Genomic DNA, 22,650 nt, shown 5'->3' on the forward strand with positions numbered 1-22,650 from the left:
TAGAATTCCTTACCACAGTTTTGCCATTTGAGTCACAAGCGTATAGACTCCTAGCACAGCCATAATAACGACCACAAAACCGCCAAAAACGGTAAGCCAAGTCGGATGCTTGTAATCGCCTACTATCTTCTTTTTATACGCCGCTATAAGCATTGTTCCGAGTGTAATAGGTAAGATTAACCCATTTAATGCTCCAGCTAAAATAAGCAGAGTGACCGGCTGACCAATCGTTAAGAAAACCAGGGTTGAAATCGTAATAAATGCAATGATAATCCAGTTTTCATATTTCTCAATCCTTTTGCTGAAGGATTTAATAAAGGAAACCGATGTATATGCCGAACCAATAACTGAAGTGATAGCCGCCGCTGCCATGACGACACCGAATAATTTATAGCCAATATCCCCTGCGGCTAACTGAAAAACAGAGGCAGGTGGATTATCAGGATTCAGTTTTAACCCTTGACTCAACACACCTAATGTCGCTAAAAATAGAAAAATTCGAATGATCGAAGCAATCGTAATACCTGATACTGCTCCTCTTGTTACTTCAGGAATCGCGGCTTTTCCTTTAATTCCTGCATCTAATAAACGGTGACCTCCTGCAAATGTAATATATCCTCCTACTGTTCCTCCTACAAGAGTAACAATCGCCATTACGTCAATGTGATCCGGCCAAAATGTTTTAGAGACTGCTTCTCCTAATGGCGGAGCGGAAGAAACTGCAACATAAACCATTAAAACAATTAATATTCCGCCCATTAATTGAGCAAAACGATCCATTAATTTTCCGGCTTCTTTGACTAAAAAGATTGCGATAGAAATGATGGCTGTAATGACTGCACCCGCTTTAGGAGAAATACCAAATAGCGCATTGAAGCCAAGACCCGCTCCTCCTACGTTTCCAATATTAAATGCTAAGCCTCCGATTACAATTAAAATAGCAATAAATAAGCCGAGACCTGGCAAAACACTGTTAGCGATATCCTGTGCTCTTTTTTCTGAAACGGCAATAATACGCCATACGTTTAGCTGAACGCCAATGTCTAATAAAATCGACAGTAAAATGACAAAACCAAAACTTGCGGCGAGAGCTTGTGTAAAGACCGTTGTTTGAGTTAAAAAACCTGGACCCACTGCTGAAGTAGCCATTAAAAATGCTGCTCCAAGCAGCACGCTCCAGTTGCGTTCTTTTTTCATGATGTCACCTCATTGTGGTTGAATAATGATTTGTTCTTCTTTTAGCTTGTCACAAATAGCTTTGGCAAATTCAACAGCATGTGCACCGTCTCCATGAATACAAACGGTATCTGCTTGAATGGGAATCTCTTCATTTTGCACAGTGAATACTTTCTTTTCTTTGACCATTTTAATTACTTGAGAAATAGCCGCTTCTTCATCTTGAATCACAGCGTTTTCAACGTTTCTCGGCGTCAGCATGCCGTTCTGTTGATAGGTTCGATCTGCAAATACTTCCTGAGACGTACGCAAGCCTATTTCGTTTCCGGCTTTAATCGATTCACTTCCAGCCAAACCATATAGAATAGCTTCCTCACTAACATTATAAACGGCTTCAGCAATAGCTTTAGCTATGTCTCGATCCCCTGCAGCCATATTATATAAAGCGCCATGAGGTTTCACATGATGAAGGGTCCCTCCTTCTGCACGTATAAAAGCTGAAAGAGCCCCCATTTGATACACCATTAAATCATAAGCTTCTCGAGGCGTAATTTTCATATATCTACGTCCAAATCCAGCTAAATCTTGCAATCCGGGGTGCGCGCCAATCGCCACATTTTCACTCAAAGCCAGCTTTACTGTTTCTCTCATAACCGAAGGATCTCCGGCATGAAAGCCACAAGCAATGTTTGCTGACGTTACATAGCGTAAAATTTCTTTATCATTTCCTAATCTATAGTTCCCAAAGCTCTCTCCTAAGTCACAGTTCAAATCAACGGTAGCCATCTTCTTCCCCCTTATATTTTCATTCGAAGTGCTCTTTTAATATGATTTATTTTCTTTTCCTGCTCCATATATAAATGCTGCGCTTCACCCAGTGAAATTGCTTGAAAAGAAACCTTTTTCCCTGGGGAAATTTGCGCCAGCGCTGAAAAATCTGCAGTTGCTACCTGTCCGATTCTAGGATATCCTCCTGTCGTTTGATGATCTGCTAATAAAACAATGGGCTGCCCTTCTTTTGGTACTTGAATCGTACCGAACGTCACAGCGCTAGAGAGCAGCTCTTTTTCTTGACCAAGGACTAATTTCTTCCCTTTTAGCCTATAGCCCATGCGGTCAGATTGAGGGGTAACGGCAAATTCTTGATTAAAGAAATGTTGTTGACTTTCTTTTGTAAACCAATCAAATTCCGCACCTTTCATCGTGCGGATAATAGACGTCTCGTATGAAGGAAGAAGTTTAGGATGAATCGTCCAAAAAGCCTGCTGAAAAGAGCGGTCCGTTTGCTTTTTCACCAGTTTCTTTATAATTGCTTCCCCTGTTTCTGTAGGAGGGTGGCTTAATACTTCGTCACCTGACTGTAATGCTTTACCGTGCAGCCCGCCTATCCGAGCGCGAAGTGAAGTAGATGTACTTCCCATAACTGCAGGAACATTAAAAGCACCGGAAACCGATAAATAAGAACGGCACCCTAAAGTCGGAACACCAAACTGTAGCACGCTCCCTTTTTTCACATATAAAGGCCGCCACATCTTTACGGCTTCATCATTAACAGTTGGCGATAAATCCCCTCCTGTCAGGGCAATCAAAGCATCTTGCTGAAATTCAATTTTTGGTCCCATTAACGTAATTTCAATAACCGGCTGGTTTTCTTGATTTCCTACTAATAAGTTGGCAATCCTTAAAGCAACTTTGTCCATTGCCCCGCTGACAATCATGCCGTCCTTTTGATATCCATGTCTGCCGATATCTTGAATCGTTGTTAATAAACCGGGACGTATCACTTTAATACTCATCTTCATCCACCTCCTTTTGGGCTTCATATTCCGTTTCAGAAATGGAAACAAATCGGATACGATCACCTGCTTGAAGCAAGCTTGGCGAATCTTTTTCTGGGTTAAATAGTGTAAGAGGAGTACGCCCGATTAACTGCCATCCTCCAGGTGTCTCAATTGGGTACACGCCGGTTTGCATTCCTGCGATGCCAACTGACCCTTTTGGGATGCTGTTTCTCGGTGATTCTTTTCTTGGAGTCGCAATTTCTTCGCTCATCCCTCCCAAGTAAGGAAAACCAGGAGCAAAGCCTATCATATACACCAAATATTCTCCATTTGTATGAATGGAGATAACTTCATCAGGCGTTAATGAATGAAAAGCGGCTACTCTCTCTAAGTCCGGGCCGTACTTTCCTCCGTAACACACCGGAATTTCAATTTGTCTAGCGACCGCTTCAGATTTTTCTTCCTGGCGGAAAAGCAGTTCTTCAATATATGTAGATATTGCTGTGTAAGGATTTCTTCTTCCTTTTTCACTCATTATCCAAGGATCATAATATATTGTAACTGTTGCAAAAGCCGGCACATATTCAATCATTCCCTTACATAATGATTGCTCTAGCACCTCAGTAAATTGCTGAATACGTTTGTGTATGCCGAAATTAATTTCGTCTCCAAATGAAACGACAATGCCGCTGTCACCAAGAGGATAAAGTCGATAATCGTGACTCATTCCGTCTCCTCCTTTTTACTTAGTATTGTTTGAGCAGCTCCCTTTAATGCTGTAGTTAGATACATTCATTAGAATTACTAATGGAATTGTTGTTTTTAAATAACATTTTCTTATATATCTAATAAAAAAAAGAACAATAAATCCCTATCCTGTATGGATAACATTATACAAATATAAAATAATCTTATGTTCTACTAAAACAAACTCCAAAGAAAAATTCAACCTTTTTAAAGTTTTATCGTCAAAAGGATCACGTTTTTTCAATTTCCCCCATAAAAAAACTGCTTTGTTTTTTATACTAAAGCAGTTTTTTGTAAACATGTACAAAAAGGAAAAACTCATGGGCAGTAAAACATTATATACCTCTTCGAGCAAAATCTACAAAACGAAACTTATCAAGACGATGACGTGATTCCGTATATTGAAAAAGGCTTGCATCTTCTAAATACACATAGTTTCTTACTACCACAATATGTTCATAGTCTTTTAAATCTAAGTAACACTTATCTTCGTCCGTCAGCTCGTCAACGGAAATTTCTTTTTTGGCAAAGCTTATTTTCAGCCCAAGATCTTTTTCTAAGTATTCATAAATAGAGCCTTTGCATATGTCTTTTGTGAGGTGAGGAACATACTTTTTATGAAAAAAATCTTTATCTAAAATAATTTTCTCTCCATCGATTTCCCGCGCTCGAACCACTTTCCATATAAGATCTTTTTTCGTCGCCCCAAGCTGTGTGCACAGATCTTGATCGGCCTTAACTAATTCAAATTCTTTTACAATAGTAGTCGATGTATGCCCTAGCTTTTCCGCCACTTCTTTGAAGCTAACAAGTCCTGATACTGGAAAATCAAAGCGTGATACGTCCAATACAAATGAGCCTTTTCCTTTCATTTTTTGAATGTACCCATTTTGTGAAAGTAAATTTAACGCTTTCCGTATCGTTTCACGAGACGTTTGATACTGTTCAACAAGCTCATTTTCAGAAGGAAGTTTTGTATTAGGACGCCAGTCACCACGTTTAATTTTATCGACTAACTGTTCGTAAATACTGATAAATTTATTTTCTTTCAATTGCCATCACCTATTTTACTTTCTATATATACCCAATTGTATAAAAAGAACGATAGATTGTCACCCATCGTTCTTTTTACTTTTTTCTCTATTTTTTTAAATGATACACGATTGATTCATACGGCCGAAGTAAGACTTGCTTGAATTCCTTTGATGAATCTTTGTAGTTAGACAGCAATATTTCACTATGATATCCTTCAAAAGTTATATCTTCTGGCAGTTCAAAGGCTGTTTCGCTGCCGTAGAAATTATTTATCACCAACAGCTTTTCATCTGCTCCATTTCGGATATAAGCGAAAATCTGCTCGTCTTCTCCAAGAATCAATTCATAGTTTCCATAGGTGATAATGTCGTACTGCTTGCGTAATGCAATAAGTTTTTGATAAAAATAAAAAATTGAATCTTCATCATCTAACGCTTTTTCTACATTAATTTCACGGTAGTTATCGGCCGGATTGATCCATGGAGTTCCTTTTGTAAAACCTGCATTTGGCTCATCGCTCCATTGCACCGGTGTACGGGAATTATCTCTTGATTTATGTTTTAAAATCTCCAAAATTTCATTTTCGTTCATTCCTTGTGCACGTTTTATCTCATACACATTTAATGACTCCACATCTCTATATTCATCAATAGAGGAAAACTTCGGGTTTGTCATACCTATTTCTTCCCCTTGATAAATATAAGGTGTTCCCTGCATCAGATGAATCGTTGCAGCGAGCATTTTGGCAGATTTATTATGATAGAGTTCATCGTTTCCATAGCGGGAAACAACGCGAGGCTGATCATGGTTGCACCAAAATAGTGCATTCCATCCCCCTCCTTTATTCATCTCCGTTTGCCAAGTTGATAAAATCTCTTTTAATTTAATGAAATCAAAATCTGCTAGCGCCCACTTTTCTCCGTTTGGGTAATCGACTTTCAAATGATGAAAATTAAACGTCATGCTAAGCTCGCCCCGGTCCGGATGAGAATATTGAATACAGTGGTCAACAGTTGTCGACGACATTTCCCCAACGGTCATGCTATCGTATTTTGAAAAAACTTCTTGATTCATTTCTCGCATATATTCGTGAACGCGAGGACCGTCGGTATAAAATTTCCGTCCATCTCCTGGCGCGATAGAACCATCATCATCTAAAAAGCGCTGATCTTTTGAAATTAAGTTAATAACGTCCAGACGAAATCCATCTACTCCTTTTTCAAACCAAAACGTCATCATATCGTACACGCTGCGGCGCACACGCTCATTTTCCCAGTTCAAATCCGCTTGCGTGACATCAAACAAATGCAGATAAGATTGTTCTGTCAACTTATCATGCTCCCACGCCGAACCTCCAAATTTTGAAACCCAATTCGTCGGAGCACTTCCATCTTCTTTTTGATCTTTCCAAATATAAAAATCTCTGTACGGGTTATCTTTCGATTTTTTAGCTTCTTGAAACCATTCATGTTCAGTTGACGTATGATTAACGACAATATCCATGATGATTTTAAGATCCCGCTTATGCGCTTCTGTTATTAAACGATCGAAGTCCTCCATTGTTCCGTATTCTTCTTGAATAACAAAATAATCACTTATATCATATCCATTATCCCGCTGCGGCGATTTATAAATTGGCGTTAGCCACACAACGTCTACACCAAGCTTTTTCAAATAATCTAGCTTTTCAATAATACCAGCTATATCACCCACGCCGTTGCCAGTCGTATCGTAAAAGCTTTTAGGATAAATTTGATAGACAACCGATTTTTTCCACCAAGGTTCTTGCATTTTTAACACCACCATTTAATTCTTTGGATTATGTTGAAACGATTCTGTAGCCGCGACAGTTGATGTAACGGTTGATTTTTTCTGAAGCTTTCCAAGTGTTAACGTTAAAAGAAACGGCACCACAATTACGATTACCATTCCAATAATGAAAGCTGACCAGCTCTGTGGAACAATCGATAACGGAGCTGGGATACCACCAATTCCCACCGATGCTGCTTTCACTCCCGCTACGGATATGACGACACCTGCAATAGCTGAACCAATCACTGCAGAAATAAAAGCAAATCTAAAGCGTAAATTCACGCCAAACATTGCAGGCTCCGTAATGCCAAGCCACGCTGAAATCCCTGACGTTAAAGACAGTCCTTTTAATTTCTCATCGTCTTTTGAAAGAACCATTATCGCGAAAGCCGCAGAGCCTTGTGCAATATTAGATAATGCTACCATCGGCCATAAGAACGTACTTCCTACGCTTCCAATCAGCTGTAAATCTACGGCCAAAAATGTATGATGCATGCCTGTAATAACAAGGGGAGCATATAAGCCTCCGTATACAAGCCCTCCAATAAATGGAGCCGTTTTAAACAGCCATACAACTGCACCTGTAATCACATTTCCTATTGCAAATGTAATCGGACCAATCACAATAAAAGCGAGAAACCCTGTTACTAAAAGAGCTACAGGCGCTACAATTAAAAGCTGAAAACCATCCGGTATTCGTTTTCGTAAAAACAATTCGATTTTAGCTAACACAAACGAAGCAGCTAGCACAGGTAAAACCTGCCCCTGATAGCCAACTTTCTCAACGTGCAGACCGAATAAATTCCACGTATCGATGCTTCCTTTTTTTAATGCTTCTCCATAAGACCAGGCATTTAGCAAATCAGGATGGACCAGCATGAGCCCAAGGACAATTCCAAATAAAGGACTTCCTCCAAAACGCGTAACAGCTGACCATCCTATAAGAGCCGGCAAAAAGGCAAAAGCCGTATTAGCAATTAAATTAATCATGCTCGCGAAGTCTTTCCACTGTGTATGAACATCTACGATAGATTTATCATCGTAAAAAATTCCGGCGCCTGTTAATACATTATTGATTCCCATTAATAAACCCGCGGTTACGATAGCCGGTAAAATGGGAATAAAAATGTCAGCTAATGTTTTTATTGCGCGCTGCAGAGGATTTAAGTTTTTAGCCGCTTCGTTTTTCACTTCCTCTTTTGACAGTTCACCTATTCCTGTAAGCGCCACCATTTCTTTATATACTTTATCAACCGTGCCTTGACCAATAACAACTTGAAACTGGCCGTTTGTAGAAAAAGATCCTTTTACTAATTCGTGCTCATCTAGCATACGTTGATTGACTTTACCTTCATCTTTTAAAACAAGTCGAAGACGCGTTACACAATGCGTTGCAGCAGAGATATTTTCTTTTCCGCCAACGGCTTCTACAATGCGTTCAACAGATTCTCGATTCATGTCTTTTCCCCCTTGTTTCCGTTTTCATTTTACTCCTGTATTTCCTATCCCCCATATAAATCTCACCGCAAACCTGTATATACAAGTTTTATGTTTTTATTCTAACCTGTATATACAAGATCGTCAACAAAAATAAAATTACTTCTTTTTCATTTCATGATATAGTCAAAAAGCAAAGTATATGGAAGGAGACGTTACAATGCTGCAAGTAAGATTAATGGGAAAACAAGAAGAAATTAATGAAGCGATCAAACAGTTTGCACAGAACTACCATATAGAACATCAGTCAAAAGAATATACGCGAAGCGCTAATCCAAAGTACGAGCGCAAAAAAGATACTCGGGTGTATCTTTCCATGCATTTAAAGGATAAATAAAAAGCACAAGAGCATAGCATGCTCTTGTGCTTTTTATTTTACATTGAAACAATTTGATGGGAATGATAGTTCTCAGGATCCGTAACTTTTTTTGTTAACTGAATTATTTTTCGTAATTCATCAATTGGAACTTGCCCAGGAGCTGAGCTGCTTTTCCCTACAGCGAAAGTAACAGAAGAGCCATACATCCACCCGACGATTCGGGTAATAGCTCCTAACCCTCCCATCGACATGGTAATGAGAGGAATGCTGAGCTCTTTTTCAGCCTCTCTTGTAGCTTCTAATAAAGTTAAAACATCTTGATTGTTCTGAGGCATGACAGCTGCTTTCGCTGCATCTGCTCCGTAAAATTCAGCTAGAAATAAGCTTTTAAAAATTTCCGCTTTAGGAGGAGTAAAAGAAAAATTATGATAAGAAAGCACAAGTTTCTTATTATTTTCCTTGGAAACTTCACGTAAATAGCGGATATGCTCTGGCTGATTTGATACTTCAAAATCAATAATTGCTACATATGGATGCTTACATACCTCTGCAAGTATCGCTACTACTTCCTTTTCTGATAAGGAAATAGGCTGCCCCCCTTCTTTTTGAGAACGTACAGTAAGCAAAATAGGCGTGCGCTCGCCATTTTCATATATATCTTTAGCTGCAGAAAGGACGCTGTTTATATCTTGAATTTCTTCGTAAAAATCTAAGCGCCATTCAATTATATCCGGTTTTTTTAATAGAATTTCCGCTAGTTCTGTTAAAAGCTCTTTGCGATCTTTGCCCACTAAAGGCGTACAAATAGATGGAGAATGAGTTCCTTCTCCTCGTCCTAACATAGGAACAGCTCCTTTTTATCAAAGTTAAATGTTTCCGTTTTTATTTCAGCATTTGTTCCATACTTGTTAAACAGATACATGGTGTACTTTCTTATCCGGTGAGTAAATATCCATGATGTTCCAATGTCCTGACGTTGGTACAGGATTGTTTAACATCGCTACATCAATTACAACTGGTTTATTAGAAGCAACAGCTCTTTGAAGTGCCGGTTTAAACTCTTCGGCTGATTGAATTTTTATGCCTTCTACTCCATAAGCTTTAGCGATACTTGCAAAGTCAGGAGAATATACCTCTCCATCTTTTTCAAATATCGTGCCTAGAGTGGTTCCAAAATGTGCTTTTTGCAGTCCCGCGATCGTACCAAACGCAAAGTTGTTCATAATGATCCAAACCACAGGAATATTCTCTTCGGCTGCCGTAGCAAGCACAGCTGGATTTTGGCCGAATCCCCCGTCTCCTACTAGAGAAACAACTACTTTATCAGGCTGAGCTACCTTTGCTCCTAAAGCTGCCGGCGCTCCAAATCCCATTGTGGCAAAGCCTCCTGGAGTTAATATACTTCCAGCTTCATAGATTGGAAACTGCTGTCCTACCCCATTCTTATTCCAGCCTACATCAGTAGTAATATAGGCATCTTTCGGCAGGACTTCGCGAACTTCATTTAAAATTCGCTGCGGCTGCATTGGGAATGAATTGTCGTGAATATATTCTTCATTGCTAGCTTTAAACTCTTCACGATAAGAAGCAATCTCTTTGATTAATGCTTCATTTTTTACTCCTTCCGGAATAAGCTGTTTAGCTACGCGATTTAAGACTTTAAGGGCTTGTTTTAAATCAGCCACTGCACCGATTTCGGCAGGGTAATTACGCCCTATCTCGCTAGGATCAATATCAATATGAAGCAATTTTGTTTGTGAAAAATCAAACGTATATTCCGGCTCCCAGGAGCTAGAATCTGCTTCTGCAAATCGTGTTCCTAATGCTAAAATATAATCAGCAGTCCGACACTTTTCATTAATAAACTTCGTGCCCCAAAAACCAGTCATCCCTAGAGTCAAGTCATGATCATCTGGAAGTGCTCCTTTGCCCATTAAGGAGTGGGCTACCGGAATGTTCAAGTGGTCCACAAGCTCTTTTAATTCATTTGCTGCATCTGCTAATAGGATGCCTCCGCCTACATATAACACTGGATTTTTAGCATTAATTAATTTTTGTACAATACTCTTTGCCGTTTCATCATCGATAGAAGGTTTTTGCAAAGATTTCGTTTGGCGATGCAATCGGTCAAATAAAGAAACATCGATCTTTTTTGAAAAGATATCCATAGGTACAGATACTAATACGGGGCCAGGATTTCCACTTTCCGCTAGTAGAAATGCTTTCTCTAATATTTCTGGAAATAAATCTGGACGGTCAACTCTCCATGCACGCTTAACGAATGGACGATAAATTTCATATTGCGAAGCATCAGCATGTAAATTTACCTCTTGATGCGGATGCTTTCCATAATAATGAGTAGGAACATCACCAGCGATGACAACCATTGGAATTGAATCTAACGCTGCATTGGCTACACCTGTAGCAGCATTTGTTAAGCCAGGACCTAAGTGACTTAATACTACTGCTGCTTTTTTCGTCACACGTGCATAGCCATCAGCTGCATGCGCTGCAATTTGTTCGTGTCGAACGTTGATAAATTTAATTTTGCTTTCTTCTAAGGCTGTTAGTACCGCTATGTTTGTATGACCACACAAACCAAAAATATGCTCGATGCCTCGTTCCTCAAGATAATTTACTAATTGATGTGATATTAATTTTTCCATTGTATATCCTCCTTTAAATTCACTATATATTTTTTCAGGTAATAAACTCAGCTACGATAGCTGCAGGACAATCATTTTTGTTTCTGTCATATCTTCAATCGCAAATCGAGGTCCTTCTCTACCAACGCCGCTGTCTTTTATCCCGCCGTACGGCCAATGGTCGAGTCGAAAATTAGAGGTCCCATTAATCACAACTCCTCCTACTTCTAAAGATTCAGCAACACGGTAAGCTAAATCCATTTGATTTGTAAACAGCCCTGCTTGCAAACCGAATGATGAATCATTTGTTTCCCGAATAGCCTCTTCAATATCTTGATAAGGAATAATGCTTACCACAGGCCCAAACACTTCTTGACACACTACTTTGCTTTGTTTAGGAGGATTTAATAGAACAGTAGGTTCTATAGAAGCCCCTGTCTTTTTGCCGCCGCATATCAGCTCTGCACCTAGAGCGACTGCTTCTTCAATCCAAGCCAAAACTCGGTTTGCTGCTTTTTCATCTACTAAACATCCAACATCCGTCTGCGGCAGCAGAGGATCACCAACTTTTAAAGACGTTACCTCATTCTTCAGAAGCTCTGTAAATTCAGAAACAACTGAGTCATGTACATAAATACGCTGAACTGAAATACAGCTTTGACCGGAGTTGCTAAACCCTGTTCTCCCGCACATTTCAGCAGCTTTCTTAATGTCGGCATCTTCATGAACAATTGTTGAAGCATTTCCTCCTAATTCTAGAAGCACTTTTTTCATTCCAGCCAGTTCACATATATTTCTGCTTGCCACTGTTCCACCGGTAAAAGAAATTATATTTACACGGTCATCTTTTACGATTTGCTGTCCTGTTTCTACTCCCCCTAAAACCATATTAATAGCGCATTCAGGCATTCCAGCTTCTAATAATAGAGCTATAAATTCTGAAGCAACTAAGGTTGTTTGCGGAGCCGGTTTTAAAATAACACTGTTGCCAGCAGCAAAAGCTGGTCCAATTTTGTGGCATACTAAATTCAAAGGTGCATTAAAAGGAGTAATAGCAGCAACAACCCCGACAGGCACACGGAATGTCGAAGCTATCGCTTTTCCCCCTCGTTCGGAAGCATCTCCTGGTATCGTTTCACCGATAAGCCTTTTTGCTTCTTCCGCAGATTGTTCTAATGTTTCTACAGATCGAGATACTTCATCCAACGTATTCTTCAACGGTTTTCCTAACTCATTTGAGATGAGAGAAGCAAACTTTTCTTTTTGCTTTTCCAAAAGCCGTGCTGCTTCTTTTAAAATTTTGGCCCTTTCATAAGAAGACAGACTCGCAATTGTTTTTTTAGCTTCATAGGCGGCTGATAGCGCTCGTTCAACATCTTCTGGCGTTGCTATAATTTGCTCACCAATTACTTCCTGCGAATACGGACTTTTAATACTTACTGCTGATCGATTACCTTCAAGCCATTCTTTATTTACATAAGGCCTTGCTCGTCTAAAGCTCATTGTTATCTCTCCTTTTAACAATTGACTGACTGCTATTTTTAGATCGATCTATTTTTATATTTAGATCGATCTAAAATTTAATGCAGTTTTCTATAAATCCTATTGATTTAAAGTAACAACTCGTTTTGTAAACGTTATCATAATCCTACAACAGAAATTTTAATCTAGCAATAGAAAATTAAAGAATTTTCTAAAAATATTCATTGATCCTGAGTTCAGTTTGCCTATACTCGCTTACGTAGTCTCACATTCACTTCCTTTTTTTTCTTACATACACTGTAGGAGTATGTAAGATAGCAGCACTGTCAATATGACAAAGATTTATGATTGTGATCGAGCTTAACTATTACTTATTTATTTTCGTTACAGCGTATCACCATCTGTTGACTAACAAAAATTTTATAAACGTCAGCTGATACTTGCTTCTTAGGACATAATATACCTTTCACTGTTTTTACAAACAGTAAAATTTGTATTATAATTCTAATAACTAAAATACAAAATAATAAGTTTTTTATTGTTAAAAACAGAAAGAGGCTTTGAAAAATGACTTACAGCGAGATGTCTCTTAGAGAAAAAAGCATTGTATTTATTGGCTTTATGGGCGTAGGTAAAACAACAATCGGCGAACTAGTCGCTAAGAAATTATACAGAGATTTTGTCGATATAGACCAAGAAATTGAAAAAATGTTTCAAATGCCTACATCACAAATTTTTAAAGAGTTTGGTGAAGAGTTTTTCCGAAATAAAGAAAAAGAAGTAATTAGCCAGTTATCTCAGCAGCGTTTAAAAATTATATCCGTTGGCGGAGGCGCATTTCTTCAAGAAGAAATTCAAAAAATATGCTTATCAAATTGTATTGTATTCTTTTTAGACCTTTCATGGGATTCGTGGAAAGAGCGCATCAGCCTTATTATTGACAGTCGCCCTGTTTTACAAGGAAGAAGTCTAGAGGATATTGAAGAATTATTCTATACGCGACAAGCAATTTATTCCAACCACCACTCCAAAGTAGAAACTGACAATTTGGATATTGAAGAAGTAGCAAATTATATTGTTGATTCCCTGAAAATGGCTTGGGATATTTATGAACCGTCTAAATAATTCACAAGGAAAAGAAGCAGTTCATTAACTGCTTCTTTTTTTTGATGACGATTCTCGAACAACTAACTGAGGCGTTAAAATAATGCGATGATGATGTTCTTTTTTATCAACAATTTGGTTATGAAGACACCGTGCAGCATCTTTTCCTATTTGTCTTGCAAAAGAAGAGACGGTTGTTAGAGTAGGGTGACATACGGATGATTCCATGACATTATCAAATCCCACTACCGCTATATCTTCTCCCGGAACAATCCCTTTCTCTTTTAAACCTTGCATAACACCAAATGCAACTAAGTCGCTAAAACAAAAAACTGCTGTTGGAGGTTCAGAAATGTTCAATACTTGATGAGCAGCTTCTACACCGCCGCTTCTTGTCGGACCGCTCGGAATAACAAGCTCTTCATCAATAGAAATCCCTGCGTTCTCCAGAGCCAACCGGTAACCTTCCATTCGTTCCTTCCACGTTGTAGAACCCGTTGTTCCTCCTAAAAATGCAATTCTTTTGTGTCCCTGTTGAAGTAGATGTTGAACCGCTTTTTGAACGCCTAAGCTATAATCTACCCCTACATAATCTGACTCCACCTCAGGCAATTCCCTTACTGCTAGTACTGAAGGAACATCTAAATGCTGAATTTTTCTTATCGTATCTTCCGATGTACCCGCAACAGGACATAAAATAATGCCTCCTACCCGATGCTCTAGCATCGTAGAAAGCAGCTGATCCTGTCGATTATCCGAATCAAACGTCGTACCTAAAAATACCGTATACCCGTCTTTCTCGAGCTCCTCATGTACTCCAATTAACAATTCTGTAAAAAACGTATTAGATATATCCGTAATAATAACTCCGATTGTTGATGAAGTTTGAGATCTTAAATTTGCTGCAATTCGGTCATATACGTATCCTAACTCTTTCATCGAAGCTAGAACTTTTTTCCTTGTTTTTTCAGAAACACTTGGACTATTTCGCACAATAAGCGAAGCGGTAGCTCGAGATACTCCCGCGTGTTCTGCCACTTGTTGTAAGGTTACACGTTTGCGTTTACTTTGTTTCAATTTATTCCACCAACCCTTTATAACGCACCTTTTATAATTATTTTACAATTATCTAAAATAAAAGAAAAGCTTCATTCTTTCACGATGTTCCCTGACAAGGACTCAGTAACAAAAAAAGACGTAGCTTAATGCTACGTCTTTTTTCATTCCTAATGGGAACTCATATAAAAATTGATAAAAAAGGCAATGGTGATTACATACATCATCCAATGAATTTCGCGATGGCGTCCTGTAAACAGTTTAATCGCTGTGTATGAAATGAAGCCGAATGCTAACCCTTCTGCAATGCTGTAGGTTAACGGCATCATGACAATTGTTAAGAAAGCGGGAACAACCTCAGTAAAATCGTCGAAGTTAACGTTTCGAATGTCACTTAGCATAAGCGAACCAATAATAATGAGTGCTGGAGCAGTAGCAACGCTTGGGATAAATTGAATGAGCGGTGCAAAAAACAAGGTAAATATAAATAAGATGGCAACCGTTAATGCCTTTAAGCCGGTACGTCCTCCTTCTGCAATACCTGTTGCATTTTCAATATACGTATTTAACGCTGTGCTTCCAAAAATAGCACTCGCCATTGTACCGATTGAATCCGCTGCAAGCGCACGGTTTAATCCTGGAATTTTACCGTTTTTATCTACTAAGTTTGCTTTTTTAGATAGTCCAATCAATGTCGCTAGCGTATCAAATAATTCTACGATGGTGAAAGAAAATACAACTGAAAAAATACCGTAGGCAACTGCACCTTTTAAATCCATTTGAAAGAATGTTTCTCCGACGCTTGGCGGCGTAGCTGAAAAGACGTCTTTCACCGAATGAGGAACTGCTTGTACTCCTACAATCATCGCTAATATTGTCGTAGCAAAAATACTTATAATGAGAGCGCCTTTTACATTTTTAGCCATCAGCACAGCTGCTAATATCAGCCCAAAAATAGCCAGTAAGGGGCCTTTATCCATGACATTTCCAAGCCCTACAAAAGTAGACTCGTTTGCCACAACTAATCCAGCGTTTTTCAAACCGATAAACGCAACAAAAAGACCAATTCCAACTGCTATTGAAGACTTTAATACGTTCGGAATGGCATCAATAATCTTTCCACGTATTCCTGTTACCGTTAAAACAAAAAATAAGACCCCGGATATAAAAACTGCTCCAAGTGCCGTTTGCCATGACAATCCTTGTCCTAATACTACTGAATACGTAAAAAACGCATTTAAACCCATCCCTGGACCGGTTACAATCGGGAAGTTTGCCCACAGGGCCATCAGTAACGTACTAAATACAATGGCGTAAATGGTAGCTGCAAGAGCCGCTTCACGGGGGATACCCGCGTCAGACATGATAATGGGGTTGACGATTACCATATAACTGACCGTCATAAAAGTTGTAAGTCCTGCTAGTATTTCTTGTTTTGGTGTTGTGTTGCGCTCTGATAGTTTAAACAAGCGCTCTAATATTCCGTTACGCTCCAACACGCGCGCCTCCCTACTTCTAAAAAAAATAAAAAACCCTACCTATTCAAATGTCCTAAAAAGGACACGATTTAGGAGGATTTTACGTTACAAAGTAAAATCTTTTGTCCTATTATAGTCTTAATTTGTAGATATGCAAAGGTAGAAAACGCTATCATTATAAAAATTTTTATCTTCCGTTAGTTTGGAATTTTGAAAATTTATTTCTTCTATCCCTTTAGTCTGTGGCAAGAGTGCTCTTTTTAATCATTTATACAAAAAAAGAGATTGAGACATAACTAAATCAATCCCATCTAAAGACGATCAAATTGGATAAATGATCTGGACTGCTTGTGACACCGCTGTTGATTTCCGTACAAGGCTTCGCTTTCCGCGGGCGGCCGATGAGCCTTCTCGTTGCTTGCGCTCCTGCGGGAGTCTCATCCCTTCCGCTTTTCCCGCAGGATTCTACGCCTTGTCTCCCATCAACAGCTAGAAGCAACTAAACAGATTAAACCCACGTTCACCATGACAACAAAAAACTCGAATTATTAATCAATAATTCGAGTTTTACTTCAACTAAAATACTTTTATCCCGGCCTCTTCTTTGTTTTACATCTTATGATTATGAAATTAAAAGCGGGATTCTTTTTAAAAGACGATCAATCGAATGATTTGCTTCTTTCAATACAATTCCTTGGTCAATTGTTTTCAGCACGCGATTTTCCATCACAATTTCTCCATCAACCATCGTTAGTTCTACATCTCCTCGCGTTGCTGAATACACAACTCTGGAAATAGGGTCTACGCCGTAAGATGGAAAGGTATGAAGCTGATTTAAATTTAAAATAGCAAGATCCGCTTTTTTCCCGACCTCTAAACTTCCAATTTCTTTTTCAAGCCCAACTGCTTTCGCTCCGCCGATTGTAGCCATTTCTAGCACGTGCTTTGCATTCATGGCCGTTGGTCCGTACGAGGGTTTATGAATCGTAGCCGCCAGCCTCATTTCGTTGAACATATCCAAATTATTATTACAAGGAGCACCATCAGCGCCAAGACTTAAAAATACACCTTGCTCTAATAAACCGGGCACATCTGCGATTCCGGATGCAAGTTTTAAGTTTGATCCTGGGCAATGACTGACTTTTACTCCTTGATTCTTAATAATTTGCTTTTCTTGATCATTTAGCCACACACAGTGCGCTAAAATAAGGCGCTCGTTGGCTAATCCTAAATGGTCTAAATACATAATATTTCTCATACCCGTTTCAGCTTCTACGATGCGAATTTCTTCTTGATTCTCAGAAGCATGAGTATGGACATGAACATTATAGGCAGCTGATAAATGGCTCACTTCACGCAGCAAATCTTCCGTACACGACAGCACAAATCTTGGGGAGAATGCGTATCGAATACGACCGTTATTTGAATTATGCCATTTTTCAAGCAGCTCTACACTTTCTTTGATCGAGTCAGCCGTTGTCTCCTGCAGAGCTTTTGGCAGATCATCGCCTTTTTTATCCATCATTACTTTTCCTGCAAGAGCTCGGATTCCACTTTGAGATATAGCTTGAAAAGCAGAGTCCGTATGATGAACAGTTTCCATATCTACAATTGTTGTAGTCCCGCTTTGAATGAGTTCGCCGATCCCTAACAGTGCTGAATAATAGATAGATTCTTCATCATGTGAAGCTTCAAGCGGCCATATTTTCTTCTTTAGCCAGTCTAGCAGCTCTAAATCATCTGCTTGCCCTCTAAAAAGCGTTTGACATAAATGAATATGAGTATGTATAAAGCCCGGCACAATTGTTTTATTTGCTGCGTCAATGACTTTATCTACCTTTTCCGGATGCAGGTTTTTCCCGATGGCTGCAATACGATTTCCAACAATATAAAGGTCACCGTAAATAATATCATTCTTCTCATTCATCGTAATAATCTCTGCATTTTTAATTAATGTGTGCGTCATACCTTCTTTCCCCTCTTTCGTAACATCTATCTATTTCTAGCTCAAGCCGAACACTAACATCTTCAAGCAATCTTTCTTACACTGGTCTTAAATATATATGGTGTATGCTCTGAGTTGAATAAGTGTAGGTAACCTCATGCGCGATAGAGAGTTTGGGTAAAAAAAATTCCTAGCTGATTATACAGCTAGGAGGTTGGATTTATGATAAAATCCCAAGTCCCTTTTTCAAGAGGTTATACGAAATCGCAGGAGAATAATGTGATCTTGTATTTATAATATGGTGTTTTCAGTCTATATACCAGCTTTTTGTCAGAGGTTCTAACATTGTTTTTTTATTCTTTTTTATTATGTGACTTTTCTTAACACCCTTATTTTTCATGTTATGCAATTTATTTTCGTTTCTTCTATGTAATATTTCCTAAAAATAAAGAATCTATCTTCTGTTTCTATACAAAACAGAAAAGTTATTTTATGATTTGTATGATTAAAAAACTACAAATCTATATTTTAGGGGTGATTAACTTGGAAAAAATAAATGTTGGCTGCCGTTTTACGCTTTCCGTTATGAGTGATAACTTTATCGATATTATTTTAGGCGCACTAAACGAAGTGGATATGTCTAAAGTTCAGCGAAAAACAGACCGTGTTAGTACGTTTATTGAAGGAACTGCCAAAGACGTATTTGAAGTTGTTCAAGCCGTTTATAAAAGTGCTGGAAAATCAGGAAAGCATATTGTGCTGAATGCCACGTTTTCAACAGGGCAGCACGAAGAATATTTCGAAGAAAGAAAAATAAAACCAAAAGAAAACATGTCTTCAAACCAACAGCTTTGTGCTTCGTTCCCTGTATCCACTCAATTTTCTTTGTATCCATTAGATACGCCGCATTATGTAGACATCATCAAAAGCGGAATTGGCGCAGTTAAACAACAGGGAGTATTTGCCGAAACCGTGCCTTTTGCAACAGCTTTAGAAGGAGATGTGGATAAAGTATTCGCTTCTCTATACGAATGTTTTATGAAATCTGTACAGCAAGCTCGTGTCGTGATGACAGTTAATATGTCAGCACACAGTCCTTCTTCAAAACGATAAATTACTTCTTATCTATTTATAAAGATAGAATACTAGAAAGGATTTATATAAATATGGCTACAAAAAGAACGTTTTTTTCTTTTTTCCTGATAAGTGCGTTATTATGTCTATTAGTCGTACCAAACTCTGTTATGGCTAGTGAAAAACCTGCACATTTAACGCTTGCTTCTTACACGCAGTTCTTGAAAGCGCAAAGTGATAAAAGTTCACTGTATGAATTTTCAAAACTGTCGCGTCAACAAAAACAAAAAGTTGTACAATCACTAAAGGATCCATCTCTGTTAAAAATGGATATTGAAGAGACTAGCGGCACAGTCGAAGCTGCAAGTACAGCAGCATACGGAGCAAGAACGGCTTCACCTTTATTCAAAACAGCAGCTTATACGGCTTCTTATAAAGCGGCTGGATTTACAACAACAAAACTAACGGTGTATGTAGACTATTACACGAAAAACTCATCGGTGACTTCAGTCAAAAGTGTACGAGGCGTCGTCACGAAAAATGTAAACCCCCTTGTGTCTATTTCAAAAAAGAGCTCAAAATCTTGGGTGCAAAATAATCGAGCCTACGGGCGAATTGACTGGCAGTGGAAAATTGCAGCTAAAAATGCCGGAATCAAAAGACAAACTGCTTACGGTACAGCTTCCGGCGCTTCAGGCGGATCAACAGCTACAGTTAATTGATAAAGAGGAATAAATAATGAAAAAAATGATGTGGTGGATTGTTGGTATTACGATTGGAGTACTTTTACTAGGAATTCTGGTAGGTTATTTATCATTTTACAGCATATAAAAACAGCAGGTAATTTCGCCTGCTGTTTTTTATCTAAATGTCATATTCTTGTCATAAAATTAAAACCTCCACTTACAGTGTCTAAGTGCCTGTAAGAAGAGGTTGGGATCACAATTGTTAGTAAGCCTGGTCTCTTCTTATCTTTCAAGCACTGCTTGTGGGAGTTGGCACGGTTCTATAAAGTCCGTTGCCGAGGTTTCAAAGGGCCTATCCCTCCACCTCTCTTGATAAGAAGTTTGTCGAATTTTGTTGATAATTGTTGATAAGATAAATATTATGTTACATGCTGCACAAACAGATGTCAACTACTTTTCAGAAAATTCTTTTCCCTCTAAAACTATGATATCGCTACCATTACTATGACAACTAGGTTACAAATATATAATTTTTTCATCACGCTTTTACAGCTGACTTTTTCTCAAAAGAAGTGATAGCCTCATCTAGCATGCGAATGCCGTCATCTATCTGTTCTTTTGTTACAGTAAGCGGAGGTACCATGCGAATAACTTCACTTGCATTTCCGCAAAAATAAAATAACACGCCTTTTTCTAAAGCTAAGTCCAAAATCTCGAATAAGGCGTCTCCATCGCCTTCTCCCGTATCCGGATTAACAATTTCAATTCCAATCATAAGTCCTAAACCACGGATATCCCCAATAATTGAATGTTTTTCTTTTAAAAGATGCAGCTTTTCTAACGCATAAGCGCCCATTTTTTTCGTGTTATCCAGCAGTTGTTCTTCTTTCATCACTTCAAGAGTTGCAAGGGCTGCTGAACATCCAATAGGATTTCCTCCAAATGTTGTACTATGTGTGCCAAGGGGCCACTGCTTCATTAATTCTTGAGAAGCTACCGTTGCACTAAGCGGAATTCCAGAAGCAATTCCTTTTGCTATAGCCATAATATCTGGCACGACATCAAACGTTTGTCCAGCAAACCATTCGCCGGTACGGCCAAACCCTGTTTGCACTTCATCGAAAATAAGTAATATTCCGTGACGATCACAAATCTCTCTTAACTTCTTCATCCAACTTTTCGGAGGAATAATATAGCCGCCTTCTCCTAATACTGGTTCCAAAATAACGGCAGCCACTTCTTCAGGCGTGACTTGGTGCTTAAAGAGTATTTCAAAATCTTTTTCAAGCTTTTCAGTAAAGTACACATCGCTGTCTAGCTCCGCAGGGCACTCTTTTGGATTGGCATATGGAATCTGATACGTCAGTCCCGAAGGCTGCTGAAATTGTCTATATTTGCTTTTCGAGGTTGTAACACTTAAAGCTCCCATCGAGCGGCCATGAAAACACCCTAAAAAAGAAATAACATACGGACGCTTTGTGACATGTCTCGCTAATTTCAAGGCTCCTTCAATTGCTTCGGTGCCACTATTTCCAAAGAAAAAGCAGTCTAAATTGCCCGGCGTTACTTTTCCTAACTCATCGGCTAACTTTAATATCGATTCGTACATAATAACACCTGAAGGACCGTGCAATAATTGATCTGCTCCGTCTTTGATTGCTTTTACTACTTTCGGATGTCTGTGTCCTACATTTGTCGTAGCGATTCCGGAAGTAAAATCGAGATATTCTTTACCATCCAATCCATAATAATAGCATCCTTCTTCCTTCACAACGGGCAAATTCGGATGGTCTTTAGCCATCGTCGGTGCTAGCAATTCAGGCATTCTTTCAAATAAGTGACTCCAATCTTTTGACATACTACATCCTCCTTGAAATTATACAAATCAATTAATCTTATTCCGGAATATAGTTACTTATTAAACAATATTAGGAAATTCAGTTATACTAAACGCTTTAATAGAATAGTAATAAAACTTATTTTACTATGCATTTTTATTAAAATCAATTGTATAAATATTTATATATAAAATTAATATGCGGGGTCTCATCCCTTCCTCTTTTCCCGCAGGAGTCTTCGCCTTTCCCTCCAATCAACTGCTAGAAGTACTTACATATATGAAACCTAGGTTCACCATCACCATAAAAAAATCCGAACGATTAATCGTTCGGATCTTCCCTCAACTAAAATACTACAGTCACAGCCTCTTTAAGTATATTTATTCAAGATGTTTGGCATCATTGATCGTTTCAAGGCGCCATTTTCCACTTTCATAAGCAAAAGTTGTAATCGATGTATTTTGTAAAATAGTAGTCCCTGTTCCTTGTTCTCCGCTTGTTACATGATGAATGAATGTATTAATTGCCGCCCCGTGACTAACAACTGCTACTTTCTTTCCGATAGACTTCTTCATAATTTCCGTTAACCGCCGAACCATCCGTTCTTGAGCGGCTTCGAGTGTTTCGATATTATATAAAGGTTCTTCTCCCCAATTTGTCGCATAGTTTGGCACAAGCTCATGCAGAACTTCTACGTTCTTTGATTCTAGTTCTCCAAAAGAGCGCTCACGCAGCTGCTCACAAACCTCGACTTTCTCTACTTTAGCAGCTGCTGCAATTTCCCTAGCCGTCTCCTGCGCACGAAGCAAATCGCTTGTATAGATTACATCAATATGGATATCTCGAAAACGTTCCGCTACGCGTTTAGCTTGTTGCTTTCCCGCTTCGTTGAGCGGAATATCAGCATGCCCTTGAATAAGTTTGTTTTTATTCCAATCTGTTTGGCCGTGTCTAATTAAGTAAAGCATCGTAATC

General features: G+C 38.7%; 19 protein-coding genes and 1 riboswitch. Of the genes, 4 read left to right on the forward strand and 15 right to left on the reverse strand.

Going from position 1 to position 22,650, the window contains the following annotated elements:
• Positions 1-9: 9 nt before the first annotated feature.
• The 7 genes from AC4NPH_RS10195 to treP form a co-directional block, all read right to left on the reverse strand.
• The gene (locus tag AC4NPH_RS10195) at positions 10-1,197 is read right to left on the reverse strand and encodes an NRAMP family divalent metal transporter (protein WP_013055670.1); all 1,188 of its coding nucleotides are present in this window, start codon (positions 1,195-1,197) and stop codon (positions 10-12) included.
• Positions 1,198-1,206: 9 nt separating this feature from the next.
• Positions 1,207-1,962, reverse strand: a complete 756-nt coding sequence (locus AC4NPH_RS10200) for a LamB/YcsF family protein (protein WP_013055669.1) — start codon at positions 1,960-1,962, stop codon at positions 1,207-1,209.
• Positions 1,963-1,973: 11 nt separating this feature from the next.
• Positions 1,974-2,972 (reverse strand): 5-oxoprolinase subunit C family protein, encoded by a 999-nt coding sequence (locus AC4NPH_RS10205; RefSeq protein ID WP_429582362.1) that lies wholly within the window; start codon positions 2,970-2,972, stop codon positions 1,974-1,976.
• Positions 2,962-3,684 (reverse strand): 5-oxoprolinase subunit PxpB, encoded by a 723-nt coding sequence (pxpB, locus tag AC4NPH_RS10210; protein ID WP_013055667.1) that lies wholly within the window; start codon positions 3,682-3,684, stop codon positions 2,962-2,964. Before pxpB ends, AC4NPH_RS10205 begins: the two co-directional genes overlap by 11 nt.
• A gap of 355 nt (positions 3,685-4,039) precedes the next feature.
• A complete protein-coding gene (gene treR / locus AC4NPH_RS10215; RefSeq protein ID WP_013055666.1) occupies positions 4,040-4,756 on the reverse strand; it encodes a trehalose operon repressor in 717 nt (238 codons plus the stop codon).
• A gap of 88 nt (positions 4,757-4,844) precedes the next feature.
• Positions 4,845-6,530: an alpha,alpha-phosphotrehalase gene (gene treC, locus AC4NPH_RS10220; protein ID WP_013055665.1), complete on the reverse strand. Its 1,686-nt coding sequence runs from the start codon at positions 6,528-6,530 to the stop codon at positions 4,845-4,847.
• Between the two features lie 15 nt (positions 6,531-6,545).
• Entirely contained in the window at positions 6,546-8,009 is a 1,464-nt protein-coding gene (treP, locus tag AC4NPH_RS10225) for a PTS system trehalose-specific EIIBC component (protein WP_491938713.1), read from the reverse strand.
• Between the two features lie 199 nt (positions 8,010-8,208).
• Here treP and AC4NPH_RS10230 point away from each other — a divergent pair, with 199 nt between their 5' ends.
• Positions 8,209-8,385 (forward strand): YvzF family protein, encoded by a 177-nt coding sequence (locus AC4NPH_RS10230; protein WP_013055663.1) that lies wholly within the window; start codon positions 8,209-8,211, stop codon positions 8,383-8,385.
• 38 nt (positions 8,386-8,423) lie between these two features.
• Here the strand turns inward: AC4NPH_RS10230 and aroD are convergent, their stop codons facing one another.
• From aroD to AC4NPH_RS10245, 3 genes are all read right to left on the reverse strand, one after another.
• Positions 8,424-9,209, reverse strand: a complete 786-nt coding sequence (aroD, locus tag AC4NPH_RS10235; RefSeq protein WP_029324895.1) for a type I 3-dehydroquinate dehydratase — start codon at positions 9,207-9,209, stop codon at positions 8,424-8,426.
• A gap of 66 nt (positions 9,210-9,275) precedes the next feature.
• The gene (locus AC4NPH_RS10240) at positions 9,276-11,033 is read right to left on the reverse strand and encodes a thiamine pyrophosphate-binding protein (RefSeq protein ID WP_013055661.1); all 1,758 of its coding nucleotides are present in this window, start codon (positions 11,031-11,033) and stop codon (positions 9,276-9,278) included.
• A 51-nt stretch (positions 11,034-11,084) separates the two neighbouring features.
• Positions 11,085-12,515, reverse strand: a complete 1,431-nt coding sequence (locus AC4NPH_RS10245; protein ID WP_029324893.1) for an aldehyde dehydrogenase family protein — start codon at positions 12,513-12,515, stop codon at positions 11,085-11,087.
• 546 nt (positions 12,516-13,061) lie between these two features.
• Here AC4NPH_RS10245 and AC4NPH_RS10250 point away from each other — a divergent pair.
• Positions 13,062-13,619, forward strand: coding sequence for a shikimate kinase (locus AC4NPH_RS10250; protein WP_013055659.1), 558 nt, complete (start codon positions 13,062-13,064; stop codon positions 13,617-13,619).
• A 24-nt stretch (positions 13,620-13,643) separates the two neighbouring features.
• Here AC4NPH_RS10250 and AC4NPH_RS10255 read toward each other — a convergent pair whose 3' ends face one another.
• From AC4NPH_RS10255 to AC4NPH_RS10265, 3 genes are all read right to left on the reverse strand, one after another.
• Positions 13,644-14,675 (reverse strand): LacI family DNA-binding transcriptional regulator, encoded by a 1,032-nt coding sequence (locus AC4NPH_RS10255; RefSeq protein ID WP_029324892.1) that lies wholly within the window; start codon positions 14,673-14,675, stop codon positions 13,644-13,646.
• 149 nt (positions 14,676-14,824) lie between these two features.
• On the reverse strand, positions 14,825-16,150 hold the full coding sequence (locus AC4NPH_RS10260) for an NCS2 family permease (protein WP_013055656.1): 1,326 nt from the start codon (positions 16,148-16,150) through the stop codon (positions 14,825-14,827).
• Positions 16,151-16,754: 604 nt separating this feature from the next.
• On the reverse strand, positions 16,755-18,098 hold the full coding sequence (locus AC4NPH_RS10265) for a 5'-deoxyadenosine deaminase (RefSeq protein ID WP_029324890.1): 1,344 nt from the start codon (positions 18,096-18,098) through the stop codon (positions 16,755-16,757).
• Between the two features lie 513 nt (positions 18,099-18,611).
• Between AC4NPH_RS10265 and AC4NPH_RS10270 the strand changes: the two genes are divergently transcribed.
• A complete protein-coding gene (locus AC4NPH_RS10270) occupies positions 18,612-19,190 on the forward strand; it encodes a YkoF family thiamine/hydroxymethylpyrimidine-binding protein (RefSeq protein WP_235565619.1) in 579 nt (192 codons plus the stop codon).
• A gap of 53 nt (positions 19,191-19,243) precedes the next feature.
• Positions 19,244-19,873 (forward strand): hypothetical protein, encoded by a 630-nt coding sequence (locus AC4NPH_RS10275; RefSeq protein ID WP_029324888.1) that lies wholly within the window; start codon positions 19,244-19,246, stop codon positions 19,871-19,873.
• A gap of 243 nt (positions 19,874-20,116) precedes the next feature.
• A riboswitch (SAM riboswitch) is annotated at positions 20,117-20,216 on the reverse strand.
• A gap of 159 nt (positions 20,217-20,375) precedes the next feature.
• Here the strand turns inward: AC4NPH_RS10275 and AC4NPH_RS10280 are convergent.
• Together AC4NPH_RS10280 and AC4NPH_RS10285 are read right to left on the reverse strand one after the other, a co-directional pair.
• Positions 20,376-21,695 carry an aspartate aminotransferase family protein gene (locus AC4NPH_RS10280; RefSeq protein WP_013055652.1) on the reverse strand — a complete coding sequence of 440 codons (1,320 nt, stop codon included), beginning with the start codon at positions 21,693-21,695 and terminating at the stop codon, positions 20,376-20,378.
• 360 nt (positions 21,696-22,055) lie between these two features.
• Entirely contained in the window at positions 22,056-22,643 is a 588-nt protein-coding gene (locus AC4NPH_RS10285) for a histidine phosphatase family protein (RefSeq protein ID WP_013055651.1), read from the reverse strand.
• Between the last annotated feature and the right edge of the window lie 7 nt (positions 22,644-22,650).

Source organism: Priestia sp. MDV22-iso46, from assembly GCF_058629175.1.

Bases quoted from the DNA above. Each gene is read 5' to 3' on its own strand.
- AC4NPH_RS10195 (WP_013055670.1), bottom strand. From the start codon at position 1,197: ATGAAAAAAGAACGCAACTGGAGCGTGCTGCTTGGAGCAGCATTTTTA.
- AC4NPH_RS10200 (WP_013055669.1), bottom strand. From the start codon at position 1,962: ATGGCTACCGTTGATTTGAACTGTGACTTAGGAGAGAGCTTTGGGAAC.
- AC4NPH_RS10205 (WP_429582362.1), bottom strand. From the start codon at position 2,972: ATGAGTATTAAAGTGATACGTCCCGGTTTATTAACAACGATTCAAGAT.
- pxpB (WP_013055667.1), bottom strand. From the start codon at position 3,684: ATGAGTCACGATTATCGACTTTATCCTCTTGGTGACAGCGGCATTGTC.
- treC (WP_013055665.1), bottom strand. From the start codon at position 6,530: ATGCAAGAACCTTGGTGGAAAAAATCGGTTGTCTATCAAATTTATCCT.
- treP (WP_491938713.1), bottom strand. From the start codon at position 8,009: ATGAATCGAGAATCTGTTGAACGCATTGTAGAAGCCGTTGGCGGAAAA.
- AC4NPH_RS10230 (WP_013055663.1), top strand. From the start codon at position 8,209: ATGCTGCAAGTAAGATTAATGGGAAAACAAGAAGAAATTAATGAAGCG.
- aroD (WP_029324895.1), bottom strand. From the start codon at position 9,209: ATGTTAGGACGAGGAGAAGGAACTCATTCTCCATCTATTTGTACGCCT.
- AC4NPH_RS10240 (WP_013055661.1), bottom strand. From the start codon at position 11,033: ATGGAAAAATTAATATCACATCAATTAGTAAATTATCTTGAGGAACGA.
- AC4NPH_RS10245 (WP_029324893.1), bottom strand. From the start codon at position 12,515: ATGAGCTTTAGACGAGCAAGGCCTTATGTAAATAAAGAATGGCTTGAA.
- AC4NPH_RS10250 (WP_013055659.1), top strand. From the start codon at position 13,062: ATGACTTACAGCGAGATGTCTCTTAGAGAAAAAAGCATTGTATTTATT.
- AC4NPH_RS10265 (WP_029324890.1), bottom strand. From the start codon at position 18,098: ATGACGCACACATTAATTAAAAATGCAGAGATTATTACGATGAATGAG.
- AC4NPH_RS10275 (WP_029324888.1), top strand. From the start codon at position 19,244: ATGGCTACAAAAAGAACGTTTTTTTCTTTTTTCCTGATAAGTGCGTTA.
- AC4NPH_RS10280 (WP_013055652.1), bottom strand. From the start codon at position 21,695: ATGTCAAAAGATTGGAGTCACTTATTTGAAAGAATGCCTGAATTGCTA.
- AC4NPH_RS10285 (WP_013055651.1), bottom strand. From the start codon at position 22,643: ATGCTTTACTTAATTAGACACGGCCAAACAGATTGGAATAAAAACAAA.